General features: G+C 68.8%; 13 protein-coding genes. 6 read left to right on the plus strand and 7 right to left on the minus strand.

The window, feature by feature from the left end; all coding sequences use genetic code 11:
- Positions 1-39 precede the first annotated feature (39 nt).
- The 5 genes from FZP69_RS07775 to FZP69_RS07795 form a co-directional block, all read right to left on the minus strand.
- Positions 40-624: an NAD(P)/FAD-dependent oxidoreductase gene (locus FZP69_RS07775; RefSeq protein WP_152040755.1), complete on the minus strand. Its 585-nt coding sequence runs from the start codon at positions 622-624 to the stop codon at positions 40-42.
- Positions 625-693: 69 nt separating this feature from the next.
- Entirely contained in the window at positions 694-1,500 is an 807-nt protein-coding gene (locus FZP69_RS07780; protein WP_192918503.1) for a hypothetical protein, read from the minus strand.
- Between the two features lie 128 nt (positions 1,501-1,628).
- Positions 1,629-3,305, minus strand: coding sequence for a hypothetical protein (locus tag FZP69_RS07785; RefSeq protein ID WP_152040756.1), 1,677 nt, complete (start codon positions 3,303-3,305; stop codon positions 1,629-1,631).
- Between the two features lie 310 nt (positions 3,306-3,615).
- Entirely contained in the window at positions 3,616-4,236 is a 621-nt protein-coding gene (locus FZP69_RS07790; RefSeq protein WP_152040757.1) for a class I SAM-dependent methyltransferase, read from the minus strand.
- Between the two features lie 411 nt (positions 4,237-4,647).
- Positions 4,648-5,814, minus strand: coding sequence for a M50 family metallopeptidase (locus FZP69_RS07795; RefSeq protein ID WP_152040758.1), 1,167 nt, complete (start codon positions 5,812-5,814; stop codon positions 4,648-4,650).
- 194 nt (positions 5,815-6,008) lie between these two features.
- Here FZP69_RS07795 and FZP69_RS07800 point away from each other — a divergent pair, with 194 nt between their 5' ends.
- The gene (locus FZP69_RS07800) at positions 6,009-6,743 is read left to right on the plus strand and encodes a universal stress protein (RefSeq protein ID WP_152040759.1); all 735 of its coding nucleotides are present in this window, start codon (positions 6,009-6,011) and stop codon (positions 6,741-6,743) included.
- A gap of 115 nt (positions 6,744-6,858) precedes the next feature.
- Here the strand turns inward: FZP69_RS07800 and FZP69_RS07805 are convergent, their stop codons facing one another.
- A complete protein-coding gene (locus FZP69_RS07805) occupies positions 6,859-7,299 on the minus strand; it encodes a universal stress protein (protein WP_152040760.1) in 441 nt (146 codons plus the stop codon).
- 336 nt (positions 7,300-7,635) lie between these two features.
- On the opposite strand from FZP69_RS07805, the gene FZP69_RS07810 reads away from it, so the two are divergent.
- The 4 genes from FZP69_RS07810 to FZP69_RS07825 all read left to right on the plus strand — a co-directional run bounded on the left by FZP69_RS07810 (position 7,636) and on the right by FZP69_RS07825 (position 14,332).
- On the plus strand, positions 7,636-9,012 hold the full coding sequence (locus FZP69_RS07810) for an APC family permease (protein WP_152040761.1): 1,377 nt from the start codon (positions 7,636-7,638) through the stop codon (positions 9,010-9,012).
- A 67-nt stretch (positions 9,013-9,079) separates the two neighbouring features.
- Entirely contained in the window at positions 9,080-9,487 is a 408-nt protein-coding gene (locus tag FZP69_RS07815) for a cupin domain-containing protein (RefSeq protein WP_204959981.1), read from the plus strand.
- Between the two features lie 509 nt (positions 9,488-9,996).
- The gene (locus FZP69_RS07820) at positions 9,997-12,048 is read left to right on the plus strand and encodes a DEAD/DEAH box helicase (protein ID WP_152040763.1); all 2,052 of its coding nucleotides are present in this window, start codon (positions 9,997-9,999) and stop codon (positions 12,046-12,048) included.
- A 76-nt stretch (positions 12,049-12,124) separates the two neighbouring features.
- Positions 12,125-14,332 (plus strand): PAS domain S-box protein, encoded by a 2,208-nt coding sequence (locus FZP69_RS07825; RefSeq protein WP_152040764.1) that lies wholly within the window; start codon positions 12,125-12,127, stop codon positions 14,330-14,332.
- A 41-nt stretch (positions 14,333-14,373) separates the two neighbouring features.
- Here the strand turns inward: FZP69_RS07825 and FZP69_RS07830 are convergent, their stop codons facing one another.
- The gene (locus tag FZP69_RS07830; protein ID WP_152040765.1) at positions 14,374-15,117 is read right to left on the minus strand and encodes a competence/damage-inducible protein A; all 744 of its coding nucleotides are present in this window, start codon (positions 15,115-15,117) and stop codon (positions 14,374-14,376) included.
- Positions 15,118-15,215: 98 nt separating this feature from the next.
- Here FZP69_RS07830 and FZP69_RS07835 point away from each other — a divergent pair, with 98 nt between their 5' ends.
- The gene (locus FZP69_RS07835) at positions 15,216-16,607 is read left to right on the plus strand and encodes an MFS transporter (RefSeq protein WP_152040766.1); all 1,392 of its coding nucleotides are present in this window, start codon (positions 15,216-15,218) and stop codon (positions 16,605-16,607) included.
- The last annotated feature ends 43 nt before the right edge of the window (positions 16,608-16,650 follow it).

The following is a 16,650-nucleotide window of genomic DNA, read 5'->3' on the forward strand; positions in this document are numbered from 1 at the left end:
GCGAGCGCGACCTGGGCCGTGGACGAGAGCGTCCCTCGATCAGTCGTCGACGAGCGATCCCATGACCGCTTCGGCAGTCGCGGGCGTGTCGAAGTCGTGGAAGTGTTCGCCCTTCTCCTTCGTGAGGACGTTGAGGGCGGCCGCGGCACCGTCGCCGGCGGAGATCACCGCCTGCCACTCCTCGGCGCGGACCATCGCGCCGGTGGCGTAGGCGTTCTCGACGGAGGTCTCCATCGTGACGTCGACGTCGACGACGTCGTCGTCGGTGAACGCACAGCCGAGGTCTTCGGCGAGGTCACGGTTCGCCCCCGTCGCGAGCACGACGTAGTCGGCGGTGTGTTCGTCGCCCTCCGCGGTGACGGTGAACCCGTCGTCGGTCGCGTCGATCGCCGTCACTTCGGCGTCCTGGTGTCGGTCGACGCCGAAGTCGTCGACCTGTTCGCGAAGGACCGCGAGGTAGTTCGAGCCGTCGATGGAGCCGATGCCGGGGTAGTTGAACAGGTGGGCCTTGTGCATCCACGTCCCGTCGGTGTCGAAGACGGCGGTGTCGAGTCCGTTCTTCGCGGTGAACAGTGCGGCGCTGAGGCCGGCGGGGCCGCCGCCGACGACGAGTACGTCCGTCATATGCGAGTGGCCGTCCTCCAGCAGGATAAAACCCGGAGGGAGTGGTAGCCGGACGGCACAGCCGCGGTCTCAGACCGGATCGGAGTACCACTCGGAGTCGTCGTCGAGGTCGAGGTCGTCGTCCTCGGTCGTGAGCTGGACGTACGCGCGGGAGACGACGGCGACGCCGAAAACGGTCGTCACCACGCCGAGCACGAGGCCGACGAGCGTCGCGAGGATCGGGGGGCCGGCGAGTCCGACGAGCCCGCCGATCGCCGCGACGAAGACCCCGACGACGAACACCACCAGCGCGAGCGTGAACAGTTCGAGCCGGTGACCCGAGGTGAGCTCCCAGCTCGCGGCGAGGGCGTCGAGGAAGTTCTCGTCTTCGACGGCGATCTCCTGACGGACGAAGAGGAACGAGATCGCGAGGAAGATCCCGGGGACGATCAAAAAGAGGAGACCGACGCCGACCAGGATCAGGACGACGACGCCACCGACGAAGCCGTTGAGCGTGGCCACGACGATGTTCCGGCTGACGAACTCCCGCGGGATCGACGCCGTCTCGTCGCTGACGAGGGTGCGGACGGCGACGATCCGGATCGCCTCGGCGACGAACGCGAGCACGACCACCAGCACGAACGCGACGGACAGCGGCACCGGGAGCGCGAGCGGGGTCTGTTCGGCACCGGGAAGCGCCGTGGGACCGGCCACCGCGTCGGGGGGGAGCTGGTCGAGCTGTCGCTGCAGCACGCGAGTCGCGGCGGCCGAGAGCGTCTGTCCGGCGACCGAGTCGATCAGACCGAACACGAGGAAGACGAGCATGAGGACCAGTCCGTTCCGTTCGAGGGTCCGACTCAAACCGTCGGAGAGGGCCTTCGTGATATCCAGGGACATCGGTTACACGTACCGGATCGCACGTCGGCGTGTTAACGATTGCTGGTCGGGAGACCGTCGACGACAGCCCCCTCGTCACGACGGGAGCCGGCGTCGACGCGTCTCGAGTCTCGAGTCTCAACGCCCGGTCACGCGGCCCGAACCGGTTCCGCGCCGACACGCCGGGCCGTCTCGTTCTGGGCCTCGGCGACCCAGGCTGGTGGAGTGAGTGGCTCGTCCTCGGTCGGACGATGTGTGACGTCGATCCGGACGGTCGAACCGGTCGACGGATGCTGGTACCGGGCACTGAGATCGGTGACGAGCCCCTCGGGGGTGACGGTGGTGGTCGCCCGGTAGTCGTTCGTCTCCCCCGCGAACTCGGCGGGCTGGCCGGTCGCCGTCACCCGGTAGCGGACGGTCCCGTCGAGCGTCACGCGCTCGACCCGGCTGTCGGGGGTGTTCAACGAGGTGCCGATCACGGCGCGCGAGAGCGCCGCCAGTCTGTCCGACCCGGACTGGCGGTCGGACGCGAGCACGTGACGGTACGTCGTCACGCCATCGACGGTCGTTCGCCGGTACTCTCCGCCGGCGTCGCCGTACGCGTCGAGGCGGTACGTCGTCGTCCCGTTCCCGGACTCCGCGGCGGTCGTCCGATCGACGCGGTACCGGTAGTTCCCCCGGGCGTCCACGTGGAGCTCGACGCGGCTCTCGTCGTCGTCGCCGAGGGCGGCCTGACGTGCGACGAGACTCGTCCGGCGGCGCGGACCCGACACGGTGACGACCGTCGACGACGGGCCGCGCCCGGCGGCTGCGACGTGCGCGTCGACGAGCGCGTCGACGTCGGTCACGGCGTCCTCGGAGAGTCCCGGCGGGGGGTCGACCAGTCGGGCGTCCGATTCGGCGAGTGCCGCCCACGAGCCGGGCTTCAGCCCGGCCGACTCGATCGTGGACGCGTCGACGACCGGGTCGGCTCCCTCGTCGATCGGCGCCGACCCGGCGAGACCGCCGAGCACGACCACGACGCCGAGCCCGAGGACGGCGACGCCGACGCTGGCCGCGACGAGCCCGGGACGGACGCGTTCGGTCCGGGGGCGCTGGACTAGACCGAGAACAGCCCCGTCCCACCACCCCGCCAGGCTCCGGCGATCCTCGGCGCTTCGTTCGTCGCCGCTCGCGCTCCGTTCGTCGCCGCTCGCACTCCGTTCGTCACCATCCGCACTCCGTTCGTCGCCGTCCGCACTCCGTGCGTCTTCGCGGTCGTCGCTCCCATTCCCGTCCTCGTCGGGGTCGTCACTCGCACCGCTCTCGTCCTCACTGCTGTCGTCGCGTGCGTCGCCGCGTCCATCGTCGCCGTCGGCAGTGGCGGCGGCGGAACGACTGGCGCTGTCGGTCCCCTCGGGGTCGCCACCGCCGGCGTCGCCCGTGTCGGTCCGAGTACCGGGCGGCCGCCCCGGTTCCTCCTCGGTGAGATCGAGACCGAACTGGTCGCGGTACACGGCGTTCGCCGTCTCGCGGTCGAGACCGTAGAGGAGTCGGTTCCGGAGGTCGTCGGGCCCGACCACGCGCGCGTTCACTTCCCGTGCCCTCTCCCGGACCGCCGGCGTGTCGAACGGAACGACGAGATCGTCGACGGGATCCGACGGCGTCCCGGCGACGGCGACGGACATCAGGCGGGTCGTACCTCCCTTCTCGACACGGATCACGCGACCCTCACGGGACGTCTCCCACCCGCCGGCGGCGAAGAGCGCGGCGACGAACGCCGCCTGCGTCGCCGGTGGCTGGTCTCGGAACCGACGGGCGAACGCCGCCCGGGAGGGGACGCTCATCCCCAGGGATACGCGTGTGACGGGTACAAACGTTTGGGGGTCTGACGCGCCGACGACACGGAACCCGCACGCGCGAACGGCGTCGGACACGGCGAACGGATCGCCCGAGTGCGTTCGAGGTGGATACGAACCCGACCGACACGAGTGGGAGAGTCGAACGCAGTGACCGATCCGAGGCTGTTCGACCCGAGGTCGTCGGTGGCTGTCGACGACGGGTGTCGGGATCCGTCTCGTCCGGTCTGTCGTGAGTCACTGCCGGACGTCGCCGGAACGGTCGGCGGAGTACGGTAGACAGTTACACCGGGACGTCTCAGGTGCCGACCGCGAAGACGCGGGCGACGCAGTTGTCGCTCAGCTCTGTCCGCTCGTGGAGCGTCTCGCTGTCGACGACGTCGACCTGCCGGCAGCCACGGGACTCGAACACGTCGCGGTAGTTCCGCGGGAAGAAGACGCGGTCGTCCGTCGTCTCGTTCTCGACCGTGACCAGCCAGTCGGCGGTGACGCGGACGAGTTCGTCGAAGACGAACTCGCTGGTGGGGTGGAGGTGTGCCAACACCGTGACGGCGGCCGTCGCATCGACGCCGTCGGACGGGAACTCCCAGATCTCGTGTTCCAGTGACCCCCGTCGGACGTCGGTGGCACGGAACGTCGGTTCGTACGTGGTCTCGAACAGCGCGAGCATCTCGGGGTTGAGTTCGATCGCCGCGAGGTCCCGGTAGCCGCGGTCGTGGAGGTGTGCCAGGTTCGCACCCGCACCGCACCCCACCTCGAGGACCTGGTCGGAGGGTGTCGTGCGTGGCTCGAGGAGTTCGAGGAGTACCTCGCTTCGGGGGAACGAACCGACGTAATTGCTCGGCTGCTCCCACGGGTCACTTGGGTCGAGCCAGTAGTCGTGGACGACGTCGCGTGCCAGGGTCGTGTCGGACGACATCACCGTCTGGTTAGGATATCGACTCAAAAGAGTTCGTACGGGCGACACGCAAATTTGGCTGTTTCTATATGTACATTCTGACGTTCATCGTGAGAAATAAGTTGTGTCCAGACACGCGCCGGCGGATCGGTCGCCACCGTCGACACGGACGCTAGCGGCGGGACACCGGCCACCGACAGGGTGAGTCGACGTCACCGACCGTGGGATGCGACAGTCCGGGGCCACGACTGCCGGCCGCTAGGGTCGCCACCGGCGGCGTCGAGGGAGTTGTCTCCGAAGCTATCGCGACACTCGCGGTGCCGACCCTGGACGGGGCGAACTGAAGCCGCGACCTCGGGCCCACACTGCCTCCGGCACCGGTAGGGAGGGTGCGTCGAGAACGATCCCTCCGGAAGAACCAGCCGGACGGGTTCAGGACCGCACGTCGAGCGTCGGTTCCCGGGCGAACGACTCGACCGAGCCGCGCGACTGGATGATGTTGAACGCGGTGACGAGATCGGAGCGGGAGACGAGGCCGACGAACTCGCCGGTCTCGTCGACGACCGGGAGACGACCGACACCGCGCTGTTGCATCGTCGAGATCGCCTCCATGGCGTCGGCGTCGGGAGAGATGGTCGCGAGATCGTCGGACATCACGTCGTCGACGCGGTAGGCGTCGCGTTCGACGTCGCGGACCCCACGGGCGTCGTCGAGCGTGACCATCCCCACCAGCGTGCCGCCGCGCATCACCGGGTAGCCGGTGTGGCGCTCGCGGAACATCCGCTCCATCAGGTCGGCGACCGAGGTGTGCTCGTCGACGACGTGGAGGTCCTCGCGCGGGGTCATGATGTCGCGGACGGTGACGTCCTGGAAGGCGGCTTTCATCACCGTCTGCTGGGCTTCGCTGGAGGCGCCCATGTAGATGAAGAAGGCCAGCGCGACGAGGAAGAGGTTGGCGAAGAGGCCGAAGATCCCCAGCAGGAACGCGAACAGTTTGCCGACCTCGGCGGCGATCTGCGTCGCGCGGGCGTGCGGGCGATTGCGGGCGAGGAGCGCCCGGAGGACGCGTCCCCCGTCCATCGGGAAGCCGGGGAGCATGTTGAACACCGCGAGCGCGACGTTCGTCAGCGCGAGGTAGCCCAGGACGAACAGCGCGGGGTCGCCGAGCGGGAGCGCGACGAAGCCGGCGTAGGAGACGACGCCGATGAGGACGCTCACGATCGGGCCGGCGATGGCGATGGTGAACTCCTGCTTCCAGTCCTCGGGGATCTCGGTGAAGCGGGCGACGCCGCCGAAGAGCCAGAGGGTGATCGACTCGATCTCGTAGCCGTAGCGCATGGCGACGAGCGAGTGACCGAACTCGTGGAGCAACACACCGAGGAAGAGGCCGAGCGCGGCCGCGCTCCCCAGGATCCACCGCATCGACCCCTGCGTGAGCGGGTCGGGGGCGATGGCGGTCCCGAACAGGCCGTTGATGACGCCCGTGAGGTTCGAGACGTCGGAGCCGATGAGCCAGGCGAACAGCGGGAGCACCAGGAGGAAAGTGATGTCGAGGCGGATGGGGATGCCGAACGCGCTCCCGATACGAATTCCTCGCATGGGTGGAGGTAGTCGGGGAGAGTTCTTAAACGGACGTGTCTCGGGTGTCCGGCAGCTGGTTGGTGAGCCGCGGTGGGGGGACGGAGACGACGGCCCGAAACGCAGCCCCTGACGGTCGGTGGATTCGACGGTCGCCGCGCTCGACAAGAGTAAAGAGTCCGGTCCGAGTTGGGTGCCGTGGGGTAGAGTAGAGAATGCCACACAAGATCCTCGTCCCGTTCGAGATCCCCGGCGCTGAGCCGCTCTCGCCGGTGCTGGTTCGGGATCTGGCGTCGATCGAGATCGTCGCGCTCGGGCACTACGGCCTTCCCGAACAGACGCCGCCCGACGCCGCCCGCGAGCAGTTCCTCGACGACGCCCGGCGCGAACTCGACGAACTCACGGCGAACCTCCGGGAGGCTGGGGCGACCGTCACGACCCGGGTCGTCTTCGGCAAGGACCGGTCGAAGACGATCGACCGCGTCGCGGTCGAGGAGAACTGCGACGCGGAACTCGATCCCGCCCCGGCCGACGAGATCGACCGGATACTCGTGCCACTGGTGGACGCGGGGAACCTCGATCGGCTCACGGACTTCGTCACCGCGCTCGTCGACGACGAGACGACGGAGATCACGCTCTTCCACGTCGTCGGGGAGGACGAGGACGTGGCCGAGGCGGAGTCGATGCTGGAGAGAGCGCGCAGCGGGCTGATCCAGCGGGGGTTCGACCCCGATCCGACGCTGCAGGGGTTGGAGCCCGAGTCGATCCACACCTCGGTCGTCGAGTCGAACGATCACAAGGAGGCGATCCTCCAAGCCGCCGACGACTACGACGCGGTGGTGATGGACGAGACGGACCCGGACGTCCCGGAACGCATCTTCGGCACGCTGCCGGACCGGATCCGCAACCGGACGGGCGACCCGGTGATCGTCGTCCGGCGGAACATCTGAGGCCGAGGGTGAGCGTCGTCTCCCGATCGCCACCGAACGGGACGGACGTCGGGACCGACGGAGGCGCGGTCCGCAACCGGACTGGGCGTCACTCGCTGCGGGCCACGGGAGTGGATCACGCCGTCCCGTGTGGGATCGAGACGACCGGGACCGTCGCCCGCGTCATCAGCGACCGTGCGGTGTCGCCGGTCAGGAGCCGAAGGAGGAGCCCCTTCTCCTGTGGCGAGAAGACGATGGCCGTGGCGTCGGTCTCCGTCGCCGTCTCCACGATCGACGTGACGACGTCGGAGCCGTACGCCTTCCGCGTCTCGACGACGACGTCCTCGTAGTTCTCGCTGACGGTCTCGAAGAGCCGTTCGGCCTCCTCCGCCTGGAGGTCGGCCGGTGACGGATCGATCCCTCCCTCCGTGACTTTGATCACGTGGACCAGGATCGCGACGCCACCGGCGTCGTCCAGATACGGGAGGATCGTCTCCCGTGCCCGCCTCACGTCCTCCTCCGAGGCGATCGGTACCAGGGCTCGTTCGAACGGCGTGACTGACGGTCGATCCGGCATACGTGCGGATTTGTCAAATCGAGTGTTAATTGTTTGGCAGTGGGCCGGGTGGCCGACGCGAGATCGACAACCGGTCTCTGCGCTAGCATCCGCCCGTGTTCACCCCTCGACCGCACCCGAGGTCCGATGCCTCGGCCGTGAGGCCGACTCCCGGTCGCGGGAGCACGCTCCCGACCCGTGGCGGGCGGTGGCTCCGTCGACCACGCCACCGACGGATTCGACCGCGCAGCCGCTCGACGACCGAGTCACACCGGTCGATCGAGACCTCTTCGCGTCGCCTTCGAGACGTACGAAGACATAATACGCTGTCACTATATACCATATTAATAGCATCCGATGAGCGACGATCTCGAGCGAGACCTGGGGCTGTACTCGGTCGTGGCGATCAGTATGGGCGCGATGATCGGGAGCGGCATCTTCGTCCTCCCCGCACTCGGGTTCAAGAAGGCCGGTCCCGCCGTAATCGTCGCGTACGTCCTCGCGGGGGTGGTGGTGTTGCCGGCGGCGCTCTCGAAGGCTGAGATGGCGACCGCGATGCCCGAGTCGGGCGGGACGTACCTGTACATCGACCGCGCGATGGGGCCACTGGCCGGGACCGTCGCGGGCATCGGCGCGTGGTTCTCGCTCGTGTTCAAGAGTTCGTTCGCGCTGGTCGGCCTGGGCGCGTACCTCCTCTTGTTCGTGAGCCTCCCGGCCGGCGCGGTCAAGCTCGTCGCGCTGGGGCTCGCAGCGCTCATCGTCGTCCTCAACATCGTCGGCACCGAACAGAGCGGCAAGCTCCAGGCGATCATCGTCACGGTCGTCGTCGCCGCGCTCGCGGTGTACGTCGTAGGCGGGGGGGTCAATCTGGAGCCGGCGCGGTTCCAGCCCTTCACTACGCAGGGGTCGGCCGGGATCGTCACGGCGGCCGCGTTCGTCTTCGTCTCCTACGCCGGCGTGACGAAGATCGCCAGCGTCGCCGAAGAGGTCGAAGACCCCGGGCGGAACATCCCCCTCGGGATACTCGGCTCGATGGGTATCATGATGGTCCTCTACGCGGCCGTCGTCGCCGTCGTGGTCGGGCTGAACGCGCCGGAGGTGCTCACGAAGAGCGGCCCGGGCGGGGGCGTCTCGCTGACGCCGATGGCCGACGGGGCCGGCGTGGTGTTGGGCAGCGTCGGGGTCGTCGGGATCTCCGTCGTCGCCGTGCTCGCGCTCACCAGCATGGCGAACGCCGGCGTGTTGGCCTCGTCGCGGTTCCCGCTCGCGATGAGCCGCGACTCGCTGCTCCCGAAGCGCTTCACCCGGATCGACCCCCGGTTCAAGACGCCACGGGCAGCCATCACGCTCACCGGCACGCTCCTGCTCGGCCTCATCGCGTTCGTCCCGGTCGTGGAGCTAGCGAAGCTGGCGAGCGCGTTCCAGATCCTCGTATTCGCCATCGTGAACGTCGCACTCATCGCGTTCCGAATGAGCGACGCGGAGATGTACCAGCCGACGTTCACCGCACCGGGCTACCCGTACGTGCAGGTGGTCGGCATCTTCGGCGGACTGGCGCTCCTCACGCAGATGGGCACTTTCCCCATCCTGGGCGCCGTCGGTATCATCGTCGGCGGCGTCGCGTGGTACTGGGTGTACGGCCGGGCACGGACCGACCGCGTCGGCGCGCTGAGCCTCGTCGTCCAGCGCCGGCGCGACGGCGTGAGCGAGACGGGACAGATCGAACCCGAGTGAGAGAGTCGGCGACAGCTCTTACTTCGGTGGTGCCGTGGATCCGAGCATGGCCGACGCCGACACGGAGATGGACACGGACACCGATGACGCCGACCACAGACCCTCCTCGCTCGTCCGCCGGGCGGAGGAGGTTGAGTACGAAGAGGTGAGTGCCGCCGAGGGGCTCAGAAAGGGCGTGCTCGTCTCCGACGCCGACGGCGCGCCGCACTTCGCCATCCGGCGGTTCACGCTCGCGCCCGGCGCCGAAGTGCCCAGACACACGAACGAGGTCGAGCACGAGCAGTACGTCCTCGCCGGCGAGTACGTCGTCGGCCTGGGCGACGAGGAGGTCACGGTCGCGGCGGGCGACGCGCTGTTGATCCCGGCGGGGACGGTCCACTGGTACCGCAACGAGAGCGACGAGGAGGGGGCGTTCCTCTGTGCGGTCCCCAACGGGGACGACGCGATCGAACTGGTCGACGGGAGCGACGACTGAGCGCCGGAGTGGTGACGCGGTCGGTCGGAGACGCGGTCGAATCGAGGAGGGGCTCGGAGTCGGTCCCGGCTCAGGCACAACGTCGATCGCGGATCGGGCACAACGTCGATCGCGGATCGGGCACAACGTCGATCGCGGATCGTCCGCCGCAACGGACCTCGGGACACGGTGTCCGGTGCGCGGCGAGAAGCCACCGCCTCCCCAGCCGATTCGCTCTCTCGCTCGCTCATCCCTCGCGCGACGACCTCGCGGCACGAGCGCCGCGAGGCCGCGCGCCACCCGCCGCTCCGTTCCGGAGGAGATGGTTCGTGTACCGCGCTCAACGACAGTCTCCTCTCTTCGACACCGCCCACCCACTGGCGTGCGCGGCTGGCGACTCCGGGGAGGCGTGACCCGTCCCCGTCGTGGTCGCTGGCCGGGTGGCAGGAGTCTGCTCGCCACGAACCGGCTCCGCACGCGGCCGACGGCGAGACGAACCGCTGAAATACCCCGTTCCCATATTCGTACTCGTGTCACAGCAGGTCGGGCAGGTCGACACGCTGTTCCTCCACGAGGCGGGCGACGACTTCCTCGTCGAGGTGCGGCGGGACGGCAAGCGGGTGTTCCACGCGGTCCTCGAACTGAAGGAGACCTCCGCGGGACCTCGTCCGGCGAAGTTCCGGGTGAAACGCGGCTCGTCCGAGGAGCCGCGCGACCCGGGGCAGTTCGTCGAACTCGCCCGGCGCGCCGCCCGCATTCGGATCTCCCAGCAGACCTCGAAACGCGCCCGCACCAAGCTGAAAGAGATGCTCGACGGCTACCAGCTCGAGGGCCTGACGGTGCGAACGTGTCGCTACTGCGCCTCCGACGGTCGCTACTCGCCGATCACCGACGACACGGCGATCAAGGCCGACCGCGACTACATCTGTCCCGACTGCGCCCGCCGCGAACTCCAGCGGGAGCTGTCGTACTCGGGGTCGATCACCGGTGCGGCGAAGGAACGGCTCGAGGAACTGCTGCTCGAGACGGGTGACCTCGACAAGGTGACGAACCTCCTGCAGGGCGGGCTCAACCCCGACCTCACGAAGTTCGACGAGGTCTCCGCGACGGTCGACGACGTCGACCCCGTCCCCACGTCGTCGCTGGACCTCCACCCGACGCTGCAGTCCCGCGTCGAAGATCGCTTCGACACCCTCCTGCCGGTGCAGTCGCTCTCGGTCGAGAACGGCCTGTTCGAGCCCCGCGACCAGCTCGTCGTGAGCGCCACCGCCACGGGCAAGACGCTCGTCGGCGAACTCGCGGGGATCGACCGCGTGCTGAAGGGGAACGGGAAACTCCTCTTTCTCGTCCCGCTCGTGGCGCTGGCCAACCAGAAACACGAGGACTTCGAGGAACGGTACGGCGACGTCGTCGACGTGACCATCCGCGTGGGCGCGTCGCGCATCTCCGACTCGAACGCCTCGTTCGACCCCTCGGCGGACGTCGTCGTCGGCACCTACGAGGGGATCGACCACGCCCTCCGGACGGGGAAAGACCTCGGCGATATCGGGACGGTCGTCATCGACGAGGTCCACACGCTCAAGGAGCAAGAGCGCGGCCACCGTCTCGACGGGATGATCTCGCGGCTCAAATACTACTGTGAACGCCGACAGCGGGCGACGGAGGGGTACGACGGCGCGCAGTGGATCTACCTCTCCGCCACGGTCGGCAACCCCGAGTGGCTCGGTCGTGAACTCGGGGCGACGCTCATCGAGTTCGAAGAGCGGCCGGTCCCCATCGAACGCCACGTGACGTTCGCTGACAGCCAGGAGAAAGAGCGGATCGTCGACAAACTCGTCAGGCGGGAGTTCGACTCGAAGTCGTCGAAAGGGTACCGGGGACAGACCATCGTCTTCACCAACTCACGGCGGCGGTGTCACGAACTCGCGCGGAAGATCGGCTACGACGCCGCACCGTACCACGCGGGGCTCGACTACGGCCGCCGCAAGCGCGTCGAGCGCATGTTCGGCAACCAGGACCTCGCGGCCGTCGTCACCACGGCCGCCCTGGCCGCGGGCGTCGACTTCCCCGCCTCGCAGGTGCTCTTCGACTCGCTGGCGATGGGGATCGAGTGGCTCTCGGTCCAGGAGTTCGAGCAGATGCTCGGGCGCGCCGGCCGCCCGGACTACCACGACAGAGGGAGGGTGTACCTCCTCGTCGAACCCGACGGCGTCTACCACGGGTCGATGGAGATGACCGAGGACGAGGTCGCGTTCAAACTCCTGAAAGGCGAGATGGAGGACGTCACGACCCGGTACGACGAGGCCGCCGCCGCCGAGGAGACGCTCGCCAACGTCATCGTCGCGGGCAAACACGCCAAGCGGCTGAACGACCGGATGCTCGGCGAGATCGACACCACGCGTTCCGTGGGACGACTGCTCGAGTGGGAGTTCATCGACGGCTTCGCGGCCACGCCTCTCGGGAAGGCCGTCTGCCGGCACTTCCTCGCGCCCGAAGACGCCTTCTTCCTCCTGGACTGCATCCGCAACGGGCTCGATCCCTTCGACACCGTCGCCGAGATGGAGCTGCGCGACGAGTACTGACGGAGAACGGTGGCGCGTGGATACGCGCTTCGTGATGCCATAACAGATATGTCAGACGGGCCTGATTCCGGCAGATATGAACGGTCACCCCGTGCGTCTCCTCCACGTGGACGACGACCCGGAGTTCGCGGAGATGGTCTCTCTCTTCTTGCAGCGAGAGCGCGACTCGTTCGAGATCGAGACCGTCCACGACGTCGCGACGGCGCTCGACCGGCTGCGTTCGACGCCGTTCGACTGCGTCGTCAGCGACTACGAGATGCCCGACGAGACGGGACTCGACCTCCTGCGGGCGGTCCGCGAGTCGTATCCGGACCTCCCGTTCGTGCTCTTCACCGGCCGGGGGAGCGAGGAGATCGCCGGCGAGGCGATCTCCGCGGGCGTGAGCGACTACCTCCAGAAGGAGAGCGGGACCGAGCAGTACGTCGTGCTCGCCAACCGCGTGGAGAACCTCGTGGCGGGGTATCGGAACGAGCGCGACCTGCGCCAGCGGATCGACGCCATCGAGACCGCCCGGGAGGGGATCGGTCTCCTCGACGGGCAGGGCGCGTTCACGTACGCCAACGCGGCGTACACCGGGACGTTCGGCTACGACGAGGGGGAACTCGACGGGGTTTCCCTCGGGGAGCTGTTCGTCGACGACACCTTCGAGACGACGATCCGACCGGCGGTCGGGTCCGATGGCGAGTGGTCCGGCGAGGCGTTGATGCGCCGCCACGACGGAGCGGAACTGCTCGCAGACATCGCCGTCTCGCGGACGACTGGGGAGGAACTCGTCTGTACCGTGCGGGACATCACCGCCGAGGAGCGACAGGAGCACGAACTGTTCGTGAAGAACCGGGCGATGGACGCCGCCCCGATCGGCATCATCCTCACCGACCCCTCGCTCGAGGACAACGGGATCGTCTACGCGAACGAGGAGTTCGAGCGGCTGACCGGCTACGCCGAGGAGGAGACTCTCGAGCGAAACTGCCGATTCCTCCAGGGCGAGGACACCGATCCTGAATCCGTCGCCGAGATGCGCGAGGCCATCGCGAACGAGGAGGCGGTGACGGTCGAACTCCGCAACTACCGCAAGGACGGGAGCCCGTTCTGGAACCGCGTCTGGATCTCGCCCATCCGCGACGGCGACGGCGACGTTACGAACTTCGTCGGCTTCCAGGAGGACGTCACCGAGCGCGTCGAGGCCCGGCGGGAACAGGCGGCGGTATTCGATCGAGTGTCGGACGCCTTCTTCGCGCTCGACCGGCAGTGGCGATTCACCTACCTGAACGAACAGGCCGAACGCCTTCTCGACCGTCCTGCCGAGTCCCTCGTCGGGCGATCGCTGTGGGAGGAGTTCCCCGAGGCGGTCGACACCGTCTTCGAGACACAGTACCGGCAGGCGATGGAGAGCCAGGAGACGGTCGCGTTCGAGGAGTACTACCCGCCGCTCGCCGCGTGGTTCGAGGTGCGGGCGTACCCCTCGGAGACGGGGCTGTCGGTGTACTTCCGCGACGTCAGCGAACGGAAGGCGAACGAGCGGCGGCTCGAACAGCGGGCGAAGCAGTTCCAGACGTTCGGCGACGTGCTCTCACACGACCTGCGGACGCCGCTTTCGACGCTCGAAGGGCGACTGGAACTGGCCCGCGAGACCGGCGACGAGACACACTTCGACGCGGCCGAGGAGTCGCTCGAGCGGATCGAGGCGCTCGTCGACGACCTCGCGACCGTCATGCGGGAGGGGAGCGTCGTCAGCGACGTGCGCCCGGTCGACCTCGAGACGGTCGCCCGGGGGCTCTGGACGTCGATCGACACCGCCGACGCGACGCTCGACGTCCGGGCGACGGCGTCGGTCTTCGCCGACGAGGGAGCGCTGACGCGGCTGTTCCAGAACCTCTTCCGCAACAGCGTGGAGCACGGCTCCACGAGCCCTCACTCGGAGGCTCGCGAGGACAGCGTGGAGCACAGCTCCACGGGCAGTCGGCCGGGGGCCGACGACAGCGCGGAACACGGTGGGTCCACCGTCACCGTCACGCTCGGACTGCTCGACGACGGGACGGGCTTCTACGTCGCTGACGACGGGCCCGGCATCCCCGCGGACGAACGCGACCGCGTGTTCGAGCCCGGCTACTCGACGAAGACCAGCGGGACCGGCTTCGGGGCGGTGAGCGTCCAGCAGATCGCGCTGGCACACGGGTGGGAGCTCGCCATCACCGACAGCGAGTCGGGCGGGGCCCGCTTCGAGATCCGTGGCGTCGAGTTCCAGTCGGCGGACGACGAGACGGACGCGACCGGGCACGACTGAGACGCCACTCCTCCCCACCCGGCGTTGGACGTGACCGCCGCTCACTCGGTTGTCGGGGGCTCCGTCACGTCGATCCGGTCGCGGAGCCACGCCATCGCCGTCGAGACCGCCTCGGACTCGCCGGTGAGTTTGATGCGCGTCGGGATCCGTCCCTTGCCGGGGTAGCTCCCGACGCCGACGTCGAACCGCTCGCGGACGCCGGTGAGCCGGTCGTTCAGCGCGCCCTCCGGGGCGGGCGTGTAGAGCGACTCGGAGACGACGTCACCGTCGAAGTCGTCGGCGACGAGGTCGAACATGACGTACAGTTCGTCGGGGATGCCGGGGAAGGCGTAGACGTTGCCGGCGACGAACCCCGGGCCGAAGCTCTCGGCGGTGACGAGCGGCTCCGCCTCGGCGGGGATCGACGCCTGCGCGTCGAAGTCGACGTCGAGGTCGTACGCGTCGGCGAGGTCGGGGTACTGGTCGGCGTACGCCTCGGCCTTGGCGACGATCCCCTCCCGCACGTCCCCGTCGACCACCAGGTCGCGGTCGAGCGCGTCGGCGACCGCCGCCTTCGTCACGTCGTCGGGCGTCCCGCCGAGACCGCCCGTGACGACGACCGCGTCGAACGCCTCGGAGAACGAGCGGACCGCGTCGGCGATGACACCTCTGTCGTCGGGGACGGTGAGGACGCGGGTGACGGTGACGCCCCGCTCCGTGAGCCGGCGGCAGAGCCACGTCGCGTTCGTGTTCTCGGTGTCGCCCGCGAGGAGTTCGTCGCCGACGGTCACGAGTGCGACCTCCATAACCGAGCCACGGGGAGGAGAGACATAGGTGTGAGGGCCGGAGCGGCGAGGGGAGTAGCATCGGTAGCTCTTAGTCCGACGTTCACGACAGCCGACGTATGAGAGACCGCTGGCTCTACGCGTGGGGGCTCGGCTCGGTCGCCTTCGGTGGGGCCTCCCTGCTCGTTCCGCTCTACATCGTCGAACTCGGGGCGACGCCGGTCCAGCTGGGCATTCTGGCCGCGACGGCGGCGATCATCGGCGCGCCGGGGGCGATCCTGTTCGGCCGCCTCGCCAACCGGGTCGAGCACCGACGGATGCTGGTGGTGCTCACCCTGGCGGGAGTGTCGGTCTCCCTCGCGGTGATCCCGCTCCTCCCGAACATCACGACGATCATCCTCGCCAACGCGGTGCTCTGGCTGGTCGTCGCGTCTGTGGGGCCGGTGCTGACGATGCTCGTCGTCGACGAAGCCCCGGAGTCGGCGTGGAGCGAACGCATCGGTCTTTTGAACAAGTACCAGGGGTACGGGTGGGCTGGCGGACTCGTGCTCGGGGCGGTCTGGCCCCTCGTCGCGACCCCACTCGTCGGCGGGGCGTCGGTCACGCGGGCGCTGTTCTGGGTGCTGGCCCTCTGTGCCGGTGCGAGCACGCTCGGGACGATCCGGTCGCTCCCGAACCCGGCCCCCGAGGACCACGTCACGAGCGAGCGCCGGATCCGACGCGTCGCACGCCTGCTGTCGAGCTCCCGACGCGGGGTCAAGGGGGCCACGTTCGCGTTCTCCCCGAACCGGCTGTACTGGACGACCCAGGGCATCCACCCACGCCGCCTCGTGGGCAGAGTCAACCCCGCTCTGGCGACGTATTTGATTGCCGCGGCGCTGTTCTTCACGGGGTTCGCGGCGTTCTGGGCCCCGCTCCCGCTCTTCTTCACCGACGTCGGCTTCGTGTCGGGACAGGTGTTCGCCCTCTATCTGGCGTCGAGCCTCGGGGCGGCGGTCCTCTACGAGGGGGCGGGCCGGATCGCGTCGAAGTACGACGTCCGCCTGCTCCAGTCCGGTGCGCTCGCCGTCCGGGGGCTGCTGTTCCCCGTGGTGGGGATCGTCACCGGCCTCGGTGCCCTCGCCGTGGGACTCGTCGCCGCGGGCGTGGGCCTCGCGGCGATCGGGCTGACGTGGGCGTTCATCGCCGTCGTCGGCACCGCAATCGTCACGCGCCTCGCTCCGCCGGGCGTCCGGGGGGAGGTGCTCGGCGTCCACACCGCGCTCAGTGCGGTCGCGGGGGGCGTCGGCGGCATCCTCGGCGGGTGGGCTGCCACCTTCGGCTACCTGGTCGCCTTCGGGGTCGCCGGCGGCCTCGTCATCGTGGGGGGCGTCCTGGTGTTCAGCCTGCGGACGCTCTCCGGCGGGGAACGAGCCGCACAGCCACCCACGGACCCGGTCGTGGCGACGGCCGACGGTCTCGGCGTGCCGGCGGTCTCGACCGACGAGGTCCCCGAGATGCGCCACGACTGACGAACGGATCCAGCCGGACCGCCGACCGGAGGCCGTGTCGTGG

Origin of the sequence: Salinigranum salinum, from assembly GCF_009176545.1 — an archaeon.
GTDB lineage: Archaea > Halobacteriota > Halobacteria > Halobacteriales > Haloferacaceae > Salinigranum > Salinigranum salinum.